The organism is Micromonospora nigra, from assembly GCF_900091585.1.
GTDB lineage: Bacteria > Actinomycetota > Actinomycetes > Mycobacteriales > Micromonosporaceae > Micromonospora > Micromonospora nigra.
In genome coordinates this window covers 5,774,939-5,796,335 of record NZ_FMHT01000003.1, presented here as the reverse complement: position 1 = coordinate 5,796,335, position 21,397 = coordinate 5,774,939, and the positions used below count along the sequence as shown (strand labels likewise).

General features: G+C 76.2%; 18 protein-coding genes and 1 pseudogene. 4 read left to right on the top strand and 15 right to left on the bottom strand.

From position 1 onward, the window contains the following. The first annotated feature begins 24 nt into the window (after positions 1 to 24). On the top strand, positions 25 to 231 hold the full coding sequence (locus GA0070616_RS25390; protein ID WP_091088465.1) for a hypothetical protein: 207 nt from the start codon (positions 25 to 27) through the stop codon (positions 229 to 231). A gap of 127 nt (positions 232 to 358) precedes the next feature. Here the strand turns inward: GA0070616_RS25390 and GA0070616_RS25385 are convergent, their stop codons facing one another. The 5 genes from GA0070616_RS25385 to GA0070616_RS25365 form a co-directional block, all read right to left on the bottom strand. Beyond that, positions 359 to 1,876, bottom strand: coding sequence for a right-handed parallel beta-helix repeat-containing protein (locus GA0070616_RS25385; RefSeq protein WP_091088462.1), 1,518 nt, complete (start codon positions 1,874 to 1,876; stop codon positions 359 to 361). Positions 1,877 to 2,046: 170 nt separating this feature from the next. Beyond that, entirely contained in the window at positions 2,047 to 4,140 is a 2,094-nt protein-coding gene (locus GA0070616_RS25380) for an APC family permease (RefSeq protein ID WP_091088459.1), read from the bottom strand. A gap of 95 nt (positions 4,141 to 4,235) precedes the next feature. Next, entirely contained in the window at positions 4,236 to 4,619 is a 384-nt protein-coding gene (locus GA0070616_RS25375) for a hypothetical protein (protein ID WP_091088455.1), read from the bottom strand. A 247-nt stretch (positions 4,620 to 4,866) separates the two neighbouring features. Next, a complete protein-coding gene (locus tag GA0070616_RS25370; RefSeq protein ID WP_091088451.1) occupies positions 4,867 to 5,637 on the bottom strand; it encodes a DUF5995 family protein in 771 nt (256 codons plus the stop codon). 112 nt (positions 5,638 to 5,749) lie between these two features. After that, positions 5,750 to 8,617, bottom strand: a complete 2,868-nt coding sequence (locus tag GA0070616_RS25365) for a helix-turn-helix transcriptional regulator (RefSeq protein ID WP_091088448.1) — start codon at positions 8,615 to 8,617, stop codon at positions 5,750 to 5,752. Positions 8,618 to 8,809: 192 nt separating this feature from the next. Between GA0070616_RS25365 and GA0070616_RS29505 the strand changes: the two are divergent. Then, positions 8,810 to 9,919: pseudogene (locus tag GA0070616_RS29505) on the top strand (adenylate/guanylate cyclase domain-containing protein); the annotation flags it as partial. Between the two features lie 594 nt (positions 9,920 to 10,513). On the opposite strand, the gene GA0070616_RS25355 reads toward GA0070616_RS29505, so the two are convergent. Then, complete coding sequence (locus GA0070616_RS25355) at positions 10,514 to 11,080, bottom strand: dienelactone hydrolase family protein (RefSeq protein ID WP_091088444.1); 567 nt, start codon at positions 11,078 to 11,080, stop codon at positions 10,514 to 10,516. A 174-nt stretch (positions 11,081 to 11,254) separates the two neighbouring features. Beyond that, positions 11,255 to 11,728, bottom strand: coding sequence for a hydroxyphenylacetyl-CoA thioesterase PaaI (paaI, locus tag GA0070616_RS25350; protein ID WP_091088442.1), 474 nt, complete (start codon positions 11,726 to 11,728; stop codon positions 11,255 to 11,257). Between the two features lie 208 nt (positions 11,729 to 11,936). On the opposite strand from paaI, the gene GA0070616_RS25345 reads away from it, so the two are divergent. After that, positions 11,937 to 12,419: a fluoride efflux transporter FluC gene (locus tag GA0070616_RS25345; RefSeq protein WP_139128994.1), complete on the top strand. Its 483-nt coding sequence runs from the start codon at positions 11,937 to 11,939 to the stop codon at positions 12,417 to 12,419. Then, positions 12,416 to 12,778, top strand: coding sequence for a fluoride efflux transporter FluC (locus GA0070616_RS25340; RefSeq protein ID WP_091091621.1), 363 nt, complete (start codon positions 12,416 to 12,418; stop codon positions 12,776 to 12,778). The genes GA0070616_RS25345 and GA0070616_RS25340 overlap by 4 nt, the downstream gene beginning before the upstream one ends. A gap of 178 nt (positions 12,779 to 12,956) precedes the next feature. On the opposite strand, the gene cobA is transcribed toward GA0070616_RS25340, so the two are convergent. The 8 genes from cobA to cobI all read right to left on the bottom strand — a co-directional run bounded on the left by cobA (position 12,957) and on the right by cobI (position 21,354). After that, entirely contained in the window at positions 12,957 to 14,735 is a 1,779-nt protein-coding gene (gene cobA / locus GA0070616_RS25335; protein WP_091088436.1) for a uroporphyrinogen-III C-methyltransferase, read from the bottom strand. Further along, on the bottom strand, positions 14,732 to 15,322 hold the full coding sequence (locus tag GA0070616_RS25330) for a precorrin-8X methylmutase (RefSeq protein WP_091088432.1): 591 nt from the start codon (positions 15,320 to 15,322) through the stop codon (positions 14,732 to 14,734). Before GA0070616_RS25330 ends, cobA begins: the two co-directional genes overlap by 4 nt. Before the next feature lie 49 nt (positions 15,323 to 15,371). After that, the gene (locus GA0070616_RS25325; RefSeq protein WP_091088429.1) at positions 15,372 to 15,629 is read right to left on the bottom strand and encodes a ferredoxin family protein; all 258 of its coding nucleotides are present in this window, start codon (positions 15,627 to 15,629) and stop codon (positions 15,372 to 15,374) included. Further along, positions 15,626 to 17,254, bottom strand: a complete 1,629-nt coding sequence (gene cobJ / locus GA0070616_RS25320) for a precorrin-3B C(17)-methyltransferase (RefSeq protein WP_245713033.1) — start codon at positions 17,252 to 17,254, stop codon at positions 15,626 to 15,628. Before cobJ ends, GA0070616_RS25325 begins: the two co-directional genes overlap by 4 nt. Positions 17,255 to 17,379: 125 nt before the next feature. Further along, positions 17,380 to 18,615, bottom strand: a complete 1,236-nt coding sequence (cbiE, locus tag GA0070616_RS25315; protein ID WP_342672291.1) for a precorrin-6y C5,15-methyltransferase (decarboxylating) subunit CbiE — start codon at positions 18,613 to 18,615, stop codon at positions 17,380 to 17,382. Further along, positions 18,606 to 19,745, bottom strand: a complete 1,140-nt coding sequence (locus tag GA0070616_RS25310) for a cobalt-precorrin-5B (C(1))-methyltransferase (RefSeq protein WP_091088425.1) — start codon at positions 19,743 to 19,745, stop codon at positions 18,606 to 18,608. The genes cbiE and GA0070616_RS25310 overlap by 10 nt, the downstream gene beginning before the upstream one ends. Beyond that, positions 19,742 to 20,599 carry a precorrin-4 C(11)-methyltransferase gene (cobM, locus tag GA0070616_RS25305; RefSeq protein WP_091088422.1) on the bottom strand — a complete coding sequence of 286 codons (858 nt, stop codon included), beginning with the start codon at positions 20,597 to 20,599 and terminating at the stop codon, positions 19,742 to 19,744. The genes GA0070616_RS25310 and cobM overlap by 4 nt, the downstream gene beginning before the upstream one ends. Beyond that, positions 20,596 to 21,354, bottom strand: a complete 759-nt coding sequence (cobI, locus tag GA0070616_RS25300; protein ID WP_091088418.1) for a precorrin-2 C(20)-methyltransferase — start codon at positions 21,352 to 21,354, stop codon at positions 20,596 to 20,598. The genes cobM and cobI overlap by 4 nt, the downstream gene beginning before the upstream one ends. Positions 21,355 to 21,397: the final 43 nt, after the last annotated feature.

Below are 21,397 nucleotides of genomic sequence, written 5' to 3'. Positions count from 1 at the left end.
CACCACATCCTCCTGGAGGCAGCGATGCGCGGCACGTCGATATTCGGAGTCCTCGTCGTCATCTGGCTGATCATCGGCGCGATCGCCGCCGGCCAGCGCGGCTACTACGCGGGCGACGACAAGAACTGCGCCGAGGCCGGCACCATCCTGGTCACCATCGTCGCCGGACCGTTGAACTACATCGGCGCGAACCCGCAGATCGACTGCGACCTCCCCCAGCCGTCCGAGTAGGACACCTGGCTCCGGCCCGCGCCCTGGTGGCGCGGGCCGAGGCGGCGCGGCGCATCCGGCCCCGTCGTACGCCGCCGGTCACGGACCGGGGCCGGGCCGGATGCGCCGCAGGGGCACCGGTCAACAGTCAGCGGAAGCAGTGCGGCACAGGGATCCGGCTGCCCTCGCAGTTCGACGGCGAGTTCTTCACGATCACCGTCTCGTCGTCCACCTTCACCCGGGCCCGGTCGGCGAAGATGCCGCCCGGCTTCCCGGTGGCCGCGTTGCCGACGACCGTGCTCCGGTAGAACGAGGCCGTGCCGGAGGTGACGTGCACGCCCGCACCCTGGGACCGGCTGCCGGCGGCCTCGTTGCCCTCGACGTTGCTGGTGCGCACCAGCAGGTTGGACTTCTCGGCGTGGATACCGCCGCCCTGCCCACGGGTCACGTTGCCGGCGACCACGCTGTCATCCAGCGGGAGCAGCCCCTGGAAGGTGGAGATGCCGCCGCCCTTGCCGGTGGCGGTGTTGTCGCGGATCGCCATCCCGCGGGCCACCAGCACGGCGTCGGAGTTGGCCAGGCCGCCCCCGACCTCGGCGGTGTTGGCGGTCAGCTCGAGACCGTTGGCCTTCATCCGCGCCGAGAAGTTGGCCAGTCCACCGCCCTGGGCCGCGGTGTTGCGGGCGAAGCGGGACGACGTGACCTCGGACGCGGCCCGGAAGTTGGCGAGCCCACCGCCGTACAGGGCGGCGTTGTTGTGTCGGAAGTCGGCGTTGCGCAGGGTCAGCACGCCGCCGTTGAGCAGGCCCCCGCCCTTGCCCGCCGGGCCGGCGGCCCGGTTGCCGATGAAGGTGACCCCGTCGGCGACCAGGTTGCCGTCGTTGAAGATGCCGCCGCCGCCACCCTCGGCCGACAGTGACGTGCTGCCGAGGATGGTGGTGCGTTCCACGACGGCGGTCGCGCCGTGCACGACGTGGATGCTGCCGCCCTCGGCGGCGGACCGGCCGTTGCGCAGGGTCACGTCGCGCAGGGTCAACTCCCCGCCGTCGCGGACGGTGAAGAAGCGGAAGTTCTCGGCGTGCACGTCGCGGACGATGGTGGCGCCCGCGCCTTCGACGACGATCGGCTGGTAGATGACGGGCAGTCCGGCCGTGTCGTCCTCCGGCCGGCGCGGCGCAGCCTCGGCGTCGCCCGGGTTCTCGGCGGTGTCGGCTGCCTCCCGGGCGTCGCGGAGGCCGCCGTCGTACTCGTCGACCTGCTGGAAGGCGTGCGTGAGCGTGTAGGTGCACTCCGGAGCGAGGCGCAGCGTGGCCCCGCCCTCGGCGTTGGCCCGGACGAGGGCCGCGATCAACCGCGCCTCGTCACAGGGAACGAGGAGGGTACGGCCCTCGTCGCGGTGACCGTCGCCGCGCTTGCCGTCGCCGGCCCCGGCACGCCGGTCCGGTTGGCCGTGGTGGTCGTCGGCGGGGCCACCGTCGCGGCCGGCGGCCGCTGGCCAGTCCGCGGTGGAGAAGGGCAGGTCACGCGCGGTGGCGACGCCGGTCGGACCGGCCGCGCCGCCCATCAGGCTGCCGGCCACCAGACTGCCGGCCACCAGGGCGCCGGTCGGCAGCCAGCGGGACCGGCGTCGCGGCGCGGCCCGTCTGTTGCCTGGGTACATGGACATGAGGTCTCCTGCCTGTCGTGGGTGCGGAACAGGGGCGCGCCCTCCGGGTGCGAGGTGGCCGACGTGGTGAGCCACCAGTCGCCACGTTAAGGCGTAGACCAGGCCAAATCCGGCAAACATGAATAAACACCCGGTTCGCGTTCATATCCGCCTACCGGTGGCGGCACCGGTCAACCGCCGACGTGGATCCCCGGGCGGCGCGTCGGATCCGGCTCCGACGTGCGCAGGATCTCCCGCACCACCGGCGGCGTGTCACCCCGGCCGAGGATCAGGTACCGCAACAGGTGCGCGATCGGATGCCCCTCGGACCACTCGAAGTGCGCGTGCGGGCGTACGCCGGTGACATCACGTAGCGCCAGCAGGATCGCCGCGATGGCGTTGGGCACGGCAGGGCTGCTCGCCCGCAGCACCCGGAACCCGCCCACCTCGACCCCGCACACCCGCAGCACCCGGCTGAAGCCCGACGGATCCACCACGTCGATCTCCAGGAAGAGGATGTCGGTCGCCCCCGGCACCGGGTTCATTCCCCGCTGGGCCCGCTCCTTGACCCGGTACTCCTTCACCGCGCCGCCGTGCCGCTTGTTGGCGATGAGGTGCAGCCGCCCGTCGTGGGCCACCGACTCGGCGACGAACCGCCGGGCCGCCTCGTCGAACTCGATCCGGTCGGCGCGCAGCTCCGTCGTCCGGGTCACCCGGGAGACCAGTGAGACGGCGATGACCCCGACGATGAACAGCCCCGAGATCGCGATCCCGTCCGGCTTGGCCACGACGTTCTCGACAAGCGCGTACGACAGGACGAGCGTCAGCACGGTGAAGCCGGCCGCGGCCCCGCGGCGTCGGCGGCGCCCGGCGGAGATCGCCACCGCGAGGGCACCGGAGACCATCATCGCCAGGATCCCCGTCGCGTACGCCCCGGCCTGGGCGTCCACGTCCGCGCGGAAGACCACGGTGAGGGCGATGCTGACCACCGTGTAGACGATCACCACCGGCCGCACCGCGCGGGCCCACTCGGGAGCCATCCCGTACGAGGGCAGGTAACGCGGCACGATGTTGATCAGCCCGGCCATCGCCGACGCCCCGGCGAACCACAGGATCAGGATGCTGCTGACGTCGTAGACGGTGCCGAACGCCTCCCCCACGTGCTCGTGCGCCAGGTGGGCCAGCGCCCGGCCGTTGGCCGCACCGCCCGGCTCGAACAGCTCCGGCGGGATGAGCACCGTGGTCACGAAGGTGGTGGAGAGCAGGTACACCGACATGATCAGCGCGGCGGCCGTGAGCAGCCGACGGGTGTTGCGGATCCGGGCGGCCAGTCGGGCCTCCCGGTCGACGCCCCGCCCGGCGACCAGCGGCATCATGCTCACCCCGGTCTCGAACCCGGACAGACCGAGCACCAGCAGCGGGAAGGCGAGCACCGCCGTCAACGCCACGTCTCCCGCACCGCCGCCGGCCGCCAGCGCCGCCCGCCAGTCCGCCAGAAGGTTCGGCCGGGCCGCGATCTCGGCCAGGGACACCGCCACGACCACGGCGTTCACCGTCAGGAACGCGGCCACCAACGGGATTGCCACCACCACCGCCTCGCGGAACCCCAGCAGGAACACCCCGCCGAGTACCAGCAGCAGCACCACCGTCACGGCCACCGCGACGCCGGTGCCGCCGAACGCCTCCGGCAGCAGCGGATTCTCCAACAGGTGCACCGTGGCGTCCGCCGAGGACAGGGTGATCGTGATGATCCAGGAGGTGGCGACGAAGCCGAGCAGGACCAGGACGGAGAACTTGCCCCGCCAGAACGGCAACAGCCGCTCCAGCATCGCCACCGAACCCTGCCCGTGCGGACTCTCCCGGGCCACCCGCCGATACATCGGCAGCATTCCGAACAGCGTCAACGCCACGATGAGCAGGGTCGCCAGCGGCGACAGCGCCCCGGCCGCCAAGGCCGCGATGCCCGGCAGGTACGACAGGGTGGAGAAGTAGTCGACACCGGTCAGGCACATGACCTGCCACCAGGCGTGCGTCCGGGCGTGCCCCTCCGCCGTCTCCGGGCCGACCGGCTGCACCCGGTGCCGGAACAGCCACCGTCGCAGCCGGCTCTCCGGCTCGGGGCGGCGCGCCCGCACCGCGACGCGTTCGGGCACCACGACCGCCCGCCCGGCCCGCTCCCCCGGCCCGGCGGGGTCGCGGGCGGCGCGCAGCGACACCCCGGGGACCGACGGCGCGGGACGTCGCCGCCCCCGGCCGCGCCGGGGTCTGTTCCCCTCGTCGGTCATGTCCCGTCCCTCACCCCTCCTGCCCCGACCGTAGGCGCTGTTCGGGCGCCGGCCAGCCGGAACGGTCGAACCTGCGCAGGCGGGCGATCCGGCGCTCAGGGGGTGGTCAGGGCACGGGTCAGGGCCGGCGGATCGGCCACGGTGACGGTGACACCGGGATGCCGCAGCAGCCCACCCGGCAGCAGCGCCGGCACCGGGCGGCGAAACCGCAGACACACACCGGCGGCGACGCTGGTGCCGAAGGTGACACCCCCGTCGGCGAGGGACAGGTGCGGACCGATCACCTTCCACCAGCGGTACGGCCCGCCGGGCTCCACCGCCACCACGTCGGCCAGGTCGGCGCGCACCCGCCACGGGCCGAAGCGGACCCGCACCTCGCCCTGTCCCACCACCACCCGCGCGGTCGACGGCCGCACGCCCAGCAGGGCAAGGGCCGGACGGTACCGGGGGTCGAACCGGAACGGGAAGGTGGTGCTCACCGCCGGCCGCCCCGATCCGGACGGCGTACGTCGCCGGGGCGGGCGGGACGCGGCCGCACGGCGGGACGGGGACGGGGACGCGCGGCGGGACGCCGCCGGGGCGGAACGGTCATGGCGGCGGCGTACCCCGCGGGGGACGGCCGACACCCCCCGGGCCGGCCGGCCCCCGCGCCCCCCGGGTCGCTCCCCGCCCTGCGGGACGTGTCCCCGCGCCCCGGTCGGGGCGCGGGGACCCCCCGTCCCCCGGCTACTGCAGGAACGCCCCGAGAGGCGACAGCAGCAGCCGGCCGAGCGCCGCGGCGTTGTCGTCCAGCCGCGTACGCTCACACTCGCGCCGGTGCGGATCGTGCCTGCACCGCCAGATCTTCTGCGCGTTGCGCCAGGCGACGTCGCGGGTGTATTCGACCAGTTCCCCCTGGTACCAGTCGTCGATGTCGCCGTTGAGCATGTCGATGAGCAGTTGCCACCGCTCCAGGTAGCCCCGCCGCAGGCCGGGGATCCGGTCCGCGAAGATCCTGTTGATCTCCAGATAGTCGCGGTGCTGGTCGGTGCCGTCGACCGGCTCGGACTCCAGGTGGTCGAAGGTGGTCACCAGGGCGAACGGCAGGTCGAAGTTGATGTGGGCGTTGACGCCGGCCGCCGCCGAGGGCAGCGGACGGGCGTCCGGGCCGCGCATCCGCTCGAACAGGCACGACCACGCCTTCGGGGTGCTCTGGCTGCCGTCGGTCCACAGCCGCAGCGCGTCGAAGTACCGGGCGGCGAACTCCACGTCGAGCCGGGACAGGAAGCCCGGGTCGACGAAGCGGCCGTCGTACAGCCCGTCGAGCACGCTGGACGTGATGGTCAGGTACAGCTTGTTGAAGTCGGCCAGCGGGCAGCTGTCCTCCAGCGGCGGCAGCCGTACCAGCAGGTCCTGGAGCTTGGTGAGATGGTCGACCACGGCCGGCACGTCGGCGGGATGGTCGGCGAGCAGGTCGACGATGTCCCGGTGCACGGGCCCCCAGACCGGTTCGCTCATCTCGCCTCCACCACACCCGGCGGACACCCCACGGTGCCGCGTCGACGGGCACCAGCCTGTCAGCCGGCGTCCCGCGCGGGATCAGTAGAACGACGTATCCGTGCCGCCCCGGCTAGGTACGTGACCGCAGCCAGATCGCGCTGGCCTGCACCCGGGTACGCACCTGGAGCTTGTCGAAGATGTGCGACACGTGTACGCCGATGGTGCGTTCGCTGATGAACAGCCGCTGCCCGATCTCCCGGTTCGTCAGCCCCTCGGCCACCGCGGCGAGCACCTCCCGCTCCCGGGAGGTCAACGTGGCGAGCTCGTCCGCGCCCGCACCGGCGGCGGTGGGAGCCGGTGCGGGCGCCTCCAGGGACACCCGGGCCCGCCCGGCCAGGGTGTGGATCTCCCGGGTCAGCGGCACCGCACCGAGACCCTGCGCCGTCGCGTACGCCTCCCGCAGCAGCCGCCCCGCCGTGGCGCCCTTGCGGCGACGGGCCAACAGCGCCTCCGCCTGCCGCAGCCGGGCGTACGCGGCCGGGTAGGGATGGTTGCGCCCGTCCCACTCGGCGGCCGAGCGCGCCCACAACTCCGGATCACTGCCGTCGAGACGGCTCACCTCGGCCGCGCACAACGTCAGGTAGCCGTCGACCATCTCCCGCACCGAACGCACCGCACCCTCGCTGCGTCGGGCCACCCGCTCGGCGATCTCCCGCAGCCGACGCACCGACGTGTCGTCGACCTCGACCGTACGGCTGGCGTGCGCCTCGGCCTCGGCACGCAGCCCGTGCCACACCAGCACCGCCAGGATCACCAGGTCGTCGGAGCGGGTCTCGGTGAGGCCGCGCTGCACCGCCTGGCGGGCCAGGTCGTGCCGCCCCTGCCACATCGCCAGGCCGGCCCGCAGCGTCAGCAGCGGAATCACGTGCCGGGCACCGCCGCCGGCGAGCATGGTCGCCACCGACTCCAGATCACGGTCGGCGGCCTCGACGTCACCGTAGCCCACCGACAGGCGGCAACGGGCCAGCAGCAGCTCCACCGCGTCCGCGCCCGAGGGCCGGTGCCGCAACGCCACCGCCACGACCTTCTCCGCCTCGGCCCACTGGCCGATCCGGAACAGCCCGTTGGTGGCGATCGCCAGCAGCCGGGTCTCCCAGGTGCGGCCCAGGCCCAGCTCGGCGACCCGCTCGGCACCGCGCCGGGCCACCACGACACCCTCCTCGCAGATGTTCAACGGGCCGGTCAGCAGCTCCGCCAGGTGCAGGTAGGCGCAGGCGACGTCCTCCGGCCGGCCCGCCCGTTCGGCGGTGGCCAGCGCCTGACGCATCACCGCCAGCCCGGCGTCCGGATCCTCCAGGAACGCCTCGGAGTAGCCCAGCGCCGCACTGGCCAGGACCACCTCCGAGGTCGCCCCGTCGACCTGCTCGGCCAGGGCGAGGGCCTCCCGGGCCCGCTCCCCCGCGTCGGCGTACCGGCCCAGGTGCAGCAGCAGCTCGGCCAGGCGGGCCGCGGCGGTCGCCCGTTGCCGGTCCGTGCAGTCGGCCGCTGCCAGCGCCCGCCCGTACTCCGCCTCGGCGAGCGCCGAACGGCCGGCGGCGGCCAGGTAACGGGCCCGGCGGATGTGCACCTCGCAGACCGGCGGGGCCGCCTCGGCGGCGGCCAACTCCTCCAGCAGCGCCAACGCGCGCGCGTGCTCGCCGCTGTGGTGCGCCGACTCCGCCGCGTGCTCCAGCAGCTCCGCCCGGTTCGCGTCGGGCAGCTCCGCCGCCAGGTGCAACGCCACCGACCAGTGCCGGTGTGCCTCGGCGTACCCGTGCAGCCGCTGCGCCTCCCGCGCCGCCGCCACCGACGCCGGCAGCGCCCGCGCCGGCTCCCCGGCCAGCTGCCAGTGGTGGGCGAGCCGGGCCTGGTACAGCTCGCCCGGGACGGCCGTCAGCGCCTCGGCGTAACGCCGGTGCAGCACGGCGCGCTCGGCGGGCAGCAACTCGTGTTCCAGCACCTCGGCCACCAGCCGGTGCCGCAGCCGGTAGCCGTCGTCGGAGCCGGTCAGCAGCCGGTGGTCGACGGCGGCGCGCACCGCGTCGATCAGGGCGCCTTCCGGCAGGCCGACGACCCGGGCGAGCACCCGGTGGTCGACCGGTTCCACCCCCGCCGCGACGGCGTGGACCACCGCGTGGGCAGGCTGCGGCAACGCGTCGACGCGGGCCAGGAACACCTCCCGCAGCGTGTCCGACACGCCGTCGCACCCGTCCCGCAGGGCCCGCGACAGCTCCTCCACCACGAACGGGTTCCCGCCGCTGCGCGCCCAGAGCCGCTCGGCGGCCTCCGGTGTGAGCGGGCCACCGACGACGGCCTCGGCGAGCTGCCCGGTGGCCGCCCGGTCCAGCGGACCCAGGTCCAGCACCCGCACCGACCGCAGTCGACGCAGCTCGGTCAGCACCCGACGCAACGGGTGGGCGCCCTGCAACGACTCCGAGCGCACCGCGGCCAGCACCGACAGGGGCAGGTCGCCCAGCCCGGCGAGCAGGTAGAGCAGCAACTGCCGGGTGGTGCGGTCGACCCACTGCAGGTCGTCGAGGACGAGCACCAGTGGCCGGCCCCCCGCGATGACGTTCAGCCCGCGGGAGACCCGTTCCAGCAGCGCACCCGCGCCGTCCGGGCCCGTGGCCCCGTCGGTGAACACGGCCAGCAGCGCGCGCACCGCCGACGCGTCGGGAGTGGCCGTCGTGGCGTCGAGACGCCGCAACGCCTGCCGCAGTGGGTGCAGCGGCGACGCGTCGCCGATGTCCAGACAGGACCCGGTGAGCACCACGGCCCCGGCGTCGCGCAGTCGCGCGCCGACCTCGTGCAACAGGCGGGTCTTGCCCACGCCGCTCTCGCCGGTGAGGAACACCGCCGCCGTCTGCCCCGGCGCCACGTCGTCGAGCAGCGCGGACCGCACCGTCGCCACCATGTCCGACCGACCGACGAGCGGGAGGGTGTCCAGGTCGCTGGCCATGCCAGGAGCCTAGTCACTGCGACCCGCACGCCTCTACCGCCGACCCCCACCTGTCGTACCCCTCGCGTCGACAATGCGACTGAAGGTTGCGGTCGGCAGACATACGTCGTTCTGCCGATCCCCCGTCGGGCCGGTGCTGGGAGGCTGCGCAGCGTGGGCACGTTTCCCCAGGCCGGAAGGTGGGTGCGTCACATGTCAAGGTCCACCGTGGTCGCCCGTCCCGGGCGGGTCGTGCGCTGGCCGGTGCCGCAGGAGAGACGGACGGTCACCGTGCTGTTCGTCGACATCGTCGGGTCGACCGCGCTGGTCGACCGGCTCGATCCGGAGGACGTGCGGGCCCTGCAACGCGGATACTTCGGCACCGTGGCCCGGGTGCTGCGCCGCTGGCACGGGGTGGTCGAGAAGTACGTCGGCGACGCGGTGATGGCACTGTTCGGCGCGCGTACCGCCGACGGCTGGGACGCCTACCGGGCCGTTCGGGCCGGGCTGGAGATCCAGCGCGCCCTGGACCGCCGCCCCACGCGCGGCCACCCCCGGCTGCTGGTCCGGGTGGGTGTGGCAACCGGGGAGACCGTGGTGGAACTGGCCGCCGCGCGCGACGGCGGGCATGCGGTGGCCAGCGGGTCGGTGATCTCCCTGGCCGCCCGGTTGCAGGGCTGCGCCCCACCGGGCGGGGTGGCGCTCTGCGCGGCCACGCACCGGGCCGTCGACGGCCTGGTCGCGCAGTGCGCCGTCGGGCCGGTGACCGTGCCCGGCAAGGACGCGCCGGTCACCGTGTGGCACGCCACCGGCCCCGCCCGGCGGCGCCCCGCCCGCCACGACGGGCCGTTCCTCGGCCGACGGCGGGAGGTCGCCGCCGTCGGGGACCAGCTCCGGCTGACCGTCCGACGGCGCACCGGCCGCTGGGTGTCGCTGGTCGGACCGCCCGGCGGCGGACGCACCCGCCTGCTGCACGAACTGGCCCGCGCCCGTGGGCTGGGCCGGTGGCACGTCATCGGCTGCCCACCGTGCCCACACGGGCCGTCCGCCGTCGTCGACCTGGTGCGCGCCCTGGTCGGGGCAGGCCCGACGGACCCGCCGCAGGCGGTGCGTTCCCGGCTCGCCGCGACGCTGGCCGGCCTGCTGCCGCCGGCCCGCCGGCCGGCGGCGACGGCCACCTTGCAGACCCTGCTCGACGCGCCGACCTCCCGGGCGGCCCTGCGGGCGGTGGCGCTGTGGCGCGAGGCCGTGCTGGTCCTGGCCGCCCGGACGCCGGTGGTGGTGGCGGTCGACGACGTCGACCGGGCCGGCCCGGACCTGCGCCGGCACCTGCGAGCACTGGTCGACGCGGCCACCGCGCGCCGGGTGCCGGTGACCGTGATCGTCACGCACCCGCCGGAGGACGAGGCCGACATCCCCGCCGACGCGGTCGTGCGCCTACGTCCGTTGGACGCGCTCACCACGGGCCGGCTGCTGCGGCACCTGCTGCGCCGGGCGGATCGGCCCGTGCGGCTCGTGCACCGGCTGTTGCCGCTGGTGGGCGGCAACCCGGGGCACGCCACCGCGTACGTCGAGGCGCTCGACGCCGACGAGCCGGGGGCACCACCCGTGCCGGAGTCCGTACGCCGACGGGTGGACGCCCGCCTGGACCGCCTCGACGGCGCGCCACGGGCGGCGCTGATGGCGGCGTCGGCGTTGCCCGACGGTTTCCCGCCCGCCGGGTTGGCCCGCCTGCTCGGCCGGTCACCGGACTGGGTCACGTCGGCGCTGCGCACCCTGACCGGGCGGGGACTGCTGGTCGCCCACCCGGCCGGTGGTCTGGCGTTCGCCGAGCCGGCGGTGCGGCAGGTCGCGTACGCCCGGCTGCCGAGGGCGGCCCGCGCCGCGCTCGCCGGTCGGGCGAGGAGGGTGCCCGGGTCAGCGCGGGGCGAGGAACGTCAGCACCCGCTCCCAGGCGAGGGTGGCGGCGGCCTGGTCGTGGTCGGGCACCGCGGGATCGGTGAACAGGTGACCGACGCCCGGGTAGCGGTGCCGTTCGACCTCGGCGCCCGCCGTCGTCATGGCCCGGTGCCACTCGTCGACCTCCGCGGGCGCGTCGTACTCGTCGGGGTCGGCCAGGTGCAGCGCGACCCGCAGGCCGGGGCGTACGGCCGCCGGCGAGCCCCCGGTGCCGTGCAGCAGCAGCAACCCGGCGGTGTCGGGACGCTCGGCGAGCATCGCACCGGCCACCCCCGCCCCCATCGAGAAGCCGGCGAGCACGGTGTCGGCCGGCAGCGGACGCACCGCCGCCCGAGCCCGGTCGAGCACCGTGTCCAGGCCGGTGCGTTCGAGCAGGGCGAAACCCTCCTGCACCGTGTCGACGGCGGCGGCGGCGTAGAGGTCGGGGGTGTGCACCTCGTGGCCGGCCCCGCGCAGCCGGTCGGCGGCGGTCAGGACGGCCGGACGCAGGCCGTACACGGAGTGGAAGAGCACGATGTGTCCCATCCGGACATCGTGCCGGACCCCGGTGACAGGGACGACCCGCCGCGCGGTCGCCCGCTCACCGCAGCCCCACCTGCCGTCGCGCCGCCTCGACCGGCGTGGGCACGGCCTCGATCCCGCGGCTCGACCGGGTCGTCCGGGCACAGCCCGGCGTCGAAGGGCAGCCGGGGGCTAAGGTCACGGGGCGGTGTCGTTCGAGGGGCCGGGGGTGGCGGGTGCGGCCGTCAGGGTGCGGCTGTGGCCCCGGAACTCGGCCACGACCTGGCCGTCGGCACCGCTGACCGTGACGTCGTAGATGCCGCTGCGGCCGAAGCGGGTCCGCTCGGCGGCACGGGCCACCAGCAGGTCACCCTCGTGGGCGGGGCGGACGAAGGTGATCTCGCCGCCGGCGGCGACGGTGGCCGGGCCGTGGCTGTTGCAGGCGAGTGCGAAGGCGGTGTCGGCCAGCAGGAAGACGTACCCGCCGTGAGCGATCCGGTGACCGTTGACCATCGTCGGGACGACCCGCATCCGGGCCTCGGCGAAGCCCCCGCCCGCCGAGACCAGCTCGACGCCCAGTGCGCGGGACGCCACGTCGGCGTCGAACATGTCGTGTGCGGCTGTCCGCCCGGCGACCTCGCTGGCCCCGGAGGGCGGGGCGGTGTCCTGCATCGGTGCCTCCTGTGCGTCACGGCGGCAACGGGGACACCGGGGCCGTCCCGGCCCGGCCGCCCGCCGATCCTGACACGGTACGGTCCGGGGCTGGCACCTCGGCCCCGCTCCGGGCCGGCGGCGTGGTGGGGCCGGGCCCGGTCGCCGCGCCCGCCGCCGGACCTGGCTGGCTATGCTCGCCGGGGCACCCCGAACCGGTGGGAGGACCGTGTCCGAGGCACCCGAGCCGCGCGTCGACCCCGACGTCGACCTGCGCGTACCCGCCGACCGCAACGAATGGCCCGCGCGCCCGGTGGCGGTGCTCGGCGCGGTGGCCGCCGGTGGTGCGCTCGGCGCCCTGGCCCGCGCCGGCCTCGGGCAGGCGTTCCCCTACCCGCCGGCGGGCTTCGGATGGTCGACCCTCGGCGTCAACGTCACCGGCTGCCTGCTGATCGGAGTGCTGATGGCGGTCCTCGACAGGGCCGGCGGCGGTCGGCCGCTGACCCGACCGTTCCTCGGTGTGGGCGTGCTCGGCGGCTTCACCACCTTCTCCACGTCCGTGGTCGACGTCCACCGGGCGCTCGCCGCCGGGGCGGTGGCGACCGCGGCCGGCTACCTGACCGCGACCGTGGTCGGCGCACTGGTGGCGGTGTGGCTGGGCGACACCGCCACCCGCCGGCTGCTCGGCCCCGCCGCCGGGGATGCCCGGTGACCGCCCTGCTCGTCGCGGTCGGCGCGGCCCTCGGCGCACCGCTGCGCTACCTCACCGACCGGGCCGTGCAGGCCCGGCTGGGTTCCGGCCTGCCCTGGGGCACGCTGAGCGTCAACGTCGCCGGGTCGCTGCTGCTCGGCGCGGTGCTCGGCGGGGCGGCGAGTCCGGCCGTCGCCGCCGGGCTCGGCACGGGCTTCTGCGGCGCCCTGACGACCTGGTCCACGCTGAGTTACGAGACGTTGGCCCTGACCCGGCGCGGCGACCGCGCGCGGGCCGTGGCGTACGTGCTGCTGAGTCTGGCCGCCGGCCTCGCCGCCGCCACCGCCGGCCACGCCGCCGCCCGCGCCCTGGCCGGCTGAGCGCCGCACCCCGCACCCCGCCCCGGCAGGCCGGATACCCGACCCGCCCCCTGGCCGGCTGACCCGACCACGCCCGCCCTGGCCAGCCGAATGTCCCGACCCGCACATCCGGCCCTGGCCGGCCGGGTGCCCCGACCGACCTCCGCTCGGGCGGCTGGACCTTGCGATGGCGGCTCGTTCAGTCCACGGCGGCCCGCAGCCGGACCACCTCCCCCACCACGAACACGGCCGGCGCGGCGACGCCCTCGCGGACGGCCAGCGCACCGACCTCGTCCAGCCGGGTGGACTCCACCCGCTGCCCGGGATGGCCGGCGTCCTGCACCACCAGCACCGGGGTGTCCGGGGCGCGGCCGTGCTCCACCAGCGCCGTCGCGATCTTCGCGATCGTGTCCACCGCCATCAGCAGCACCAGGGTGCCGCGCCCCCGGCCCAGCGCCGGCCAGTCGACCAGCGAGTCGGGATGCCCGGGCGGCAGGTGCCCGGAGACCACCGTCAGGTCGTGGGCGACCCCCCGGTGGGTGACGGGCACCCCGGCCAGCTCCGCCGCCGCCACCGCGCTGGTCACCCCCGGCACCACCGTCACCGGCACCCCGGCGGCGAGACACGCCTGCACCTCCTCGTGGCCGCGGCCGAACACGTACGGGTCGCCGCCCTTGAGCCGGACCACCCGTCGGCCCGCGCGGGCGTGCGCGACCAGGGTGGCGTTGATGGTGTCCTGCCCCACGGCGGGGCCCCGGGGCACCTTCGCCGCGTCCACCACGAGCACGTCGGGGCGCAGCCCGGTCAGCAGCCCCTGCGGAGCGAGCCGGTCGACCACCACGACGTCCGCCGCGTCGACCAGCGCCCGCCCGCGTACGGTGATCAGGTCGTCGGGGCCGGGCCCGCCGCCGACCACCGCGACCTGGCCGGGCGCGAGCGCCGGCCCGTGCCCGTGCCCGTCGTGCCCGTGACCGTGGCCGTGACCGTCGTGCCCGTGACCGTGGCCGTGACCGTCGTGCCCGTGACCGTGGCCGTGACCGTCGTGCCCGTGGTCGTGGCCGTGGTCGCGCCCGCGACCGTGGCCGTCGTGGAGGTGGTGGCCGTGGCCGTGGTGGTGGCCGCCGACCGGGTCGTCGGGATGGTCGTGCGGGGTCTGCGGGCGGCCCACCTTGTCGGCGAAGCCGGGCATCAGCACCCGGTAGGCGCAGGTGTCGCAGTTCATCCGGATGTCCCCGCCCAGCGCCTCGGCGTGCCGTTGCAGCACCAGGTCGGCGAGGGCGTCGCAGTCTCCGATGAGGTCGGCGACCCGCACGTCCAGATCGGGATGCGCGGCGGCGAACTCGCCGGTCCGGGCGACGATCCGGTCCGGCAGCACCCCGGCGAACAGGAAGTACGGCGCGACGACGATCCGCCGCGCGCCGAGCCGACGCAGCCGCTCCAGCACGGCCGGCACCGACGGCTCGGCGAGGGAGACGAATCCGGGCTCCACGCCGGCGTACCCACGCCCCTCCCACAGCAGCCGGGCCACCTTGGCGACCTCGGCGTTGGCGTCCGGGTCGGTGGAGCCGCGCCCGATCAGCGCCACCCAGGTGTCGGCCCGGCCGGCACCGGCCAGCGCCGCGTCGATCCGTTCCTCCAGGACCGTGTGCAGCAGCGGGTGCGGGCCGAGCGGCCGACCGTACCGGTAGGTCAGCCCGGGGTGGCGGCGCTGCTCGCGGGCCATCGCGGCGGGGATGTCGCCCTTGCCGTGACCGGCGGCCGTCAGCACCAGCGGCAGGGCGACCAGGGCACGGTGGCCCCGGTCGACCAGTTCGGTGACCGCGTCGGTCAGCGGCGGGCGGGACAGTTCGATGAAGCCGCCCGCGACGTCCGCCACGTCACCGGCGGCGCGGCGCCGGACCCGGTCGACCAGCGCGGCGAACTGCGCGACGCCGGCCTCGCTGCGGGTGCCGTGCCCCACGATGACCAACCCCGTCATGACTCCTCCTCGGCGTGGAGCAGCGCGTTGCAGGCGGCGGCGGCGACCGCCGACCCGCCCTTCTCGCTGCGGTTGGACAACCCGGGCAGGCCACTGGCCCGCAGCGCCGCCTTGCTCTCGGCGGCGCCGACGAACCCGACGGGCAGCCCCACCACGAGGGCCGGCCGGGCGTCCAGGGTGAGCAGTTCCTCCAGCGCGGTCGGGGCGCAGCCGACCACCCAGACCGCGCCGGGGCCGACCCGGTCCAGCGCGACGCGCACCGCCGCGGCGGAACGGGTGAGCCCGCTCGCGCGGGCCAGCTCGGCGGTGGCGGGCTCGGCGACCGGGCAGACCGTGTCGCGGGTGGTGATCCCGGCGGCGACCATCGCCACGTCGGTGACCACGGGTGCGCCGGCGCGCAGCGCGTCCCGGCCCCGTCGCAGGGCGGACTCGTCACAGACCAGGTCGCCGACGTAGTCGAGGTCGGCGCTGGCGTGCACCACCCGCTCGACCACCGCCCGGGTCAACGGTGGCAGGTGCGACAGGGCGACGCGCTCCCGCAGGATCCGGTACGACTCCCGCTCGATCGGGTGCACGACCCGGCTCACCGCCCCCGCTCCCCGCCTGTCGTCGCCGGGCTGCCGGCCGTGGTCGAACTCATCGGTCTCCTTCGGGTCGGGTGCCGGTGACGCGGATGGCGTCGACCGGGCAGATCTCCAGGCACTCCAGGCACCCGGTGCAGCGGTCGGCGCGGACGGCGAGGCCACCGGGCACGGGCCACAGGGCGTGGGTGGGGCAGGTGAGCAGGCACGCGCCGCAGCCCTGGCAGGCGTCGACGACGACGGCGGCCCGACGACCGGCCTCCTCGGCCGCCCGGCTGCCGGGACCGGGCCGGCCACCTCCGGCGGCGGTCACTTCCGCCACCGGTATCCCCGGGGGGTGACCATCCGGCCGGCCACGGTCCGGGTGCGGCTGCTGCCGACCACCACGACGCTGTACATGTCCACCACCGCCGGGTCGAGGGTGGCCAGGGTCGCCAGGTGGACCCGCTCGCCGGGGCGGCTGGCGTTACGGACCACCCCGACCGGGGTGTCGGGCGGCCGGTGCCCGGCGAGGATCTCCAGGGCGGCGGTGAGCTGCCAGTCCCGGGCCCGGCTGCGCGGGTTGTACAGCAGCGCCACCAGGTCGGCCTCGGCGGCGGCGGTCACCCGACGGGTGATGACCTCCCACGGGGTGTGCAGGTCGGACAGGCTCAGGTACACGTGGTCGTGGCCGAGCGGAGCGCCGAGCAGGGCTCCGGCGGCGAGGGCGGCGGTGACCCCGGGCACGCCGACCACGTCGACGCGGTGGTCGGCGTACTCCAGGGCGGGGCTGGCCATCGCGTACACCCCGGCGTCACCGGAGCCGACCAGCGCGACCGCCTGACCGGCGGTGGCCTCGGCCACGGCGGTCCGGGCCCGTGCCTCCTCCGCGCCGAGGCCGGTGGCGAGCACCCGGGTGCCCGGCCGGAGCACGTCACGGACCTGGTCGACGTACTGGTCGAGTCCGACGACCACGGCGGCGCGCCGCAGCTCGGCCACCGCACGCGGGGTGCGCAGGTCGGCCGCACCGGGCCCGAGACCGACGATCGCCAGCCGGCCGCGCGGGGCGTGCCGGGCCACCGCGACGGTGGCCATCGCCGTGGCGGTCTTCGGCACCAGCAGCGCGGCGTCGCCGCCGAGCAGCGCGGCGGCCTCCGCGACACTGGGGGTGCCGACCGCCGCCCGGACCACCTCGCTGGGATGGGGCACGTCGACCGCCGCCAGCTCCGCCGCCGGATACGTCACCAGGGGTACGCCGCACGCGTCGGCGGTGGCCACGATGCCGGCCTCGTCGGCCTTGATGTCGGCGCTGGCCAGGTGTCGCAGGCTGGCCGGGCTGAGGTTGGCGTCGGCGAGCACCCGGTGCAGCAGGTCGCGCACCTCGGCGGCCGGCACGCCCCGGCTGGCACCGACACCGGCGACCAGCGACGGGGGCCGCAGCACGGCGGTGTACGGGTCCGGTTCGACCAGCCGGTCGGTGACCAGCAACCGGTACGGGCCGGGCGCGTCGGGCGCGACGGTGTCCGGCAGGGCGGGCAGCGGCCAGGCCGCGTCGGCGACCAGCCGGACCGGCTCGCCGTCGAGGATGGCCCGCCCGACGGCGGCGACCGCACCCTCGACGGGCCAGCCGAGGGTGTCCAGGCCGGGCAGGCCCACGGCGTCGGTGGCGGTGGTGACGACCGGGGTGGCGCCGAGCACGGCGGCCACCCGCCCGGCGAGGTCGTTGGCGCCGCCGGCGTGACCGCCGAGCAGCGCCACGGCGTGCCGGGCGGCCTCGTCGACCACCACCACGGCGGGATCGGTGTGCTTGTCACGCAGCAGTGGCGCGACGATCCGCACCACCGCCCCGGTGGCGAGGAACGCCACGACGGCGTCGCACCCGGCCCAGGCGGTACGCAGCGCCTCGGCGACACCGTCGGCCTCGACGACGTGCGCGTGCGGCCAGGCGGCGGCGAGCACGGCGGCGTGGCGGCGGCCGGCGGCGGTGGCCGCGACGAGTCCGACCCGGCCGGGACGGTGTCCCGCCCGGGGGGCGCAGCCGTCGGCCCGTGCCGACGCCGCCGGGCCGCTGGTCAGGTGATCGGTCACGGGCACTCCCCGGTGAGGACGACCACGGGGTTGGTGGCCGCGAGTCGGACGGAACCGCCGGGCAGGTCGGCCAGGCGGGCGGCGCTGAGCTGGCTGCCGTCGACGGTGTAGCCGGCGGCACGCAACCGGGCCACGGCGGGACCGACCCGGTCCAGGGCGGCGAGGGCGGCGACCACCCGGGGCGGCCGCCGGCGCACCACGGCGTCGAGCACCTCGACGCCGCCACCACCGACGAAGACGGCGTCCGGGTCGGGCAGCCCGGCCAGGGCATCCGGGGCGGTGCCGGTCACCACCCGCACCCGCACGCCGTGCCGGGCGGCGTTGGCCGCGACCGGCGCGGCCGGATCCCGGTCCACGGCGACGACCGCCGCGCCGAGCAGGGCGCACTCGATGCCGACCGAGCCGCTGCCCGCGCCGACGTCCCAGACGAGCCGGCCGAGGCGGGGACGCAGCCGGGCCACCACCAGGGCCCGTACCTCCGCCTTCGTGATCATCGAGTCGCGGTGGGCGTACGCGGACTCGGGCAGCGCCCAGCCACCGGCCGGCGCGGCGGCGGGCTGGTTGTCGGCGCGCATGCCGCCCGCCGGGTCCGGTTCGGCGAGGCTGAGCAGCACGTGCGGGTCGGCCCAGGCCCGGCCGGCGGCCTGCGCGGCGGTGGTGTCGACCACCCGTTCCCGGTCGGTGCCGAGGTGTTCGGCCACCAGCAGCCGGCGGGGCCAGCCGGCCAGCCCCGCGGCGATCTCGGCGGCCCCGGCACCGGGGGCGGTGAGCACGGCGACGGCCGGCAGCGCCCGGCACGCGTTGAGCGCCGGCCGCAGGTCACGCCCGTGCGCGGTGACCACGGCGGCACCGTCCCAGGGCAGCCCGGCACGGGCGAACGCGGCGGCAACGCTGGACACCGCCGGCAGCACCCGCACGGCGAGCCCGGCCGCCCGCAACCGCCGGACCACACCGAACAGGCCGGGGTCGCCGCTGGCGAGCACGACCACGCCGGTGCCGGCGTCGACGGCGGCACGGATCCGGTCCACGGCCGGCGCGAGAGGTCCGAGGACCACGGTCGGGCAGCCCGACGGCACGGCGACGGCGGCCAGGTGCCGGGCCGCGCCCACCACCAGGGCGGCGTCGGTCAGCAGGGCGGCGACGACGGGGTGCGGCGGGGCACCGGCCGCGTCCATCCCGACCACGGTCACCGCCGGCACCGGGTCGGGCCCGGTCCGGGTCGTCACGTCCACCGGCCCGACGAGGCGACCAGGCGCGCACCGGTGAAGTCGACCATCGCCACGTCGGCGGTGACGGCGTGCCCGGCGTGGCGCAGCAGCACCCGGCGTACCCGCCGGCAGAGCAGGTCCCCGGCGGGACGCAGCAGGCCGGCGTCGTCCCACAGCTCGTAGGCGTGCCGGCCGGTGTTCGCGGCCGTGACCCGCGCGACCAGGTCGGCGTCGCCGCCGGCCTCGGCGGTGACCGCGCCGAGCAGCGACAGGTCGACCTTCGACCGGGTGTAGTGGGTCATCAGCACGCCGGCGGCCAGTTTGGCGAGCTTGCCGGCCATCCCGACGAACACCACCGACGGCATGTCGTCGGCGACCGCGGCGGTGACCGCCGCGCCGGTGAAGTCGCCGACCTCCACGAAGCACACCTCGGGCAGGTCCGGCAGCAGGTTCCGGGCGGCGCGTTCGGTGCGCCCGCCCGTGCACAGCACCACGGTGCGCTCGCCCTGCGCGGCCATCACGTGCACGGCCTGCACCACGCTGGCCCGCCAGGAGGCGGTGGAGAAGGGGCGGACGATCCCGGTGGTGCCGAGGATCGAGATGCCGCCGACGATGCCGAGCCGCCGGTTGGTGGTCTTCCGGGCCATGATCTCGCCCCGGGGCACGCTGACCACCACGTGCACGCCCCGGATGGTCAGGTCGACGACCTCGCCGACCGCCTCGCCGATCATGCGGCGGGGGGTGTCGTTGATGGCCGGCCCGCCGACCGTGAGCCCGAGGCCCGGCCGGGTGACGGTGCCGACCCCCGGCCCGCCGTCGAGGCGCAGGCCCGGATCGGGCGACCAGCCGACGGTGGCGGTCAGTTCCGCCCCGTGGGTGACGTCGGGGTCGTCGCCGGCGTCCTTGACCACCACGGCCTCGGCGCGGTCCCGGGCGACGTCGCAGCGGGCGACGGGGAACCGCACCCGCCGCCCGGCGGGTAACGCGATCTCCACCTCCGTCTGGGCCACGCCGGTGAGCAGCGCCGTCGTCGCGGCCTTCGCCGCCGCCGTGGCGCAGGCCCCGGTGGTCCAGCCGGTACGCAGCGCGGTGGGCCGGACCTTCGCCGTGCGCGGCAGGTCCGGCTCGCGCAGCGGCGGCTCGGCGTACGTCACCGGGCGGTCTCCTCCCCGCCGGGCGGGGCGGTGCCGGCGGCGGCGGGCGGGGCGGGGTGGGCCCGCAGGGCGGCCCGGGCCGCCGGCTCGGCCCGCCGGTAACCGTGGAAGTGCCCCGGGTGGTAGAGGTGTGACCGGGTGCCGGTGGCGGCCAGGGCGGGCCCCACCAGGAACAGGGTGTGCTTCCACAGCCGGTGTTCCCTGACGGTGGCCGCCAACTCCCCCAGGGTGCAACGCACCACCAACTCGTCGGGCCAGGTCGCCTGGTGGGCCACCACCACGGGGGTGTCCGGCGGGTAGCCGCCGGCCAGCAGTTCGGCCTGGGCCTGACCGGAACGGGCGGCGGACAGGAACAGTGCCATGGTGGTGCCGTGCCGGGCGAAGTCGCGTACCCGCTCGCCGGGCGGCATGGGGGTCTTGCCGCCCTCGAGGCGGGTGAGGATGACCGACTGGGCGACCTCGGGGACGGTCAGCTCCCGGCCGACGAGCGCGGCGACGGCGGTGAAGGAGGAGACCCCGGGTACGATCTCGACGGCCAGGTCGAGGGCCCGGCACAGGTCGAGTTGTTCCTGCACGGCACCCCACAGGGCGGGGTCACCGGAGTGGATCCGGGCCACGGTCAGCCCCTCGGCGGCGGCCCGCCGGTACAGGGGGAGCACCCCCTCGACGGTCAGCCGGGACGAGTCGACGATCTCGGCGTCCGGCCGGGCGTGGGCCAGCACGTCGGCGTGCACCAGGCTGGCTGCCCAGACCACCACGTCGGCGGCGGCGATCACCCGGGCGGCGCGCAGGGTGAGCAGGTCGGCCGCGCCGGGGCCAGCCCCGACGAACCACACCTTCGCGGTGGCGGTCACAGCTTTCCTCCCCGGTGCGCCCGGCGGGCCGGGACGAGCAGTGTCGACAGGTAGGGCAGGTGGTCGTCGTCGGCCCCGACGGGGCCGATCCGTTCGTCGGGCAGGCCGAGGGAGCGGCCGAGCACGGCGCCGTCGAGCCGGCCGGCGCGGCGCAGCTCGGCGACGAGGTCCCGATGCCGCCGCCAGCCCTTGTAGGCCACCACCGTGCCCGGCCCGGCGAGGGCGTCGGCGAAGGCGGCCAGCCCGGCGGTCGCCGGCAGCAGGGTCAGCGGTTCGCGGCCCTCGCACAGCGACACGCCGCTGCGGGCCGCCAGGTCCTGCATGGCGGTGACACCGGGCACGGTGGCCAGGACCACGTCCGGGCGCAGGGTCCGAACGGTCTGCGCCAGGTAGCCGAAGGTGGAGTACACGTTGGGGTCGCCGATGGTGGCGAAGGCGACCGAGCAGGCCCCGCCGTCGAACGCGGCCACCACCGCCGCCGCGGCGGCGTCCCAGGCGCGTTCCCGCCGGGCGGTGACGCCGCCGGTGTCGTCGAGGGCGAACGGCAGCCGGCGCAGCCGGTCCTCGGCCACGTGCGCGCGGACCGTGGTCTCCGCCCGTCCGGGCGGCGCGGAACCGTCCGCGTCGGGCCGGTCCAGCACGGGTACGACCACCAGGTCGGCCTGGCGCAGCACCCGCACCGCCCGCAGGGTGAGCAGTTCCGGATCGCCGGGCCCGACGCCGACCCCGGTCAGCGTCGCCCCGGCCGGTGCCACGCCCGATCGACCGGCATCCGCCGGGCCGGGGGGCGCAGCCGCG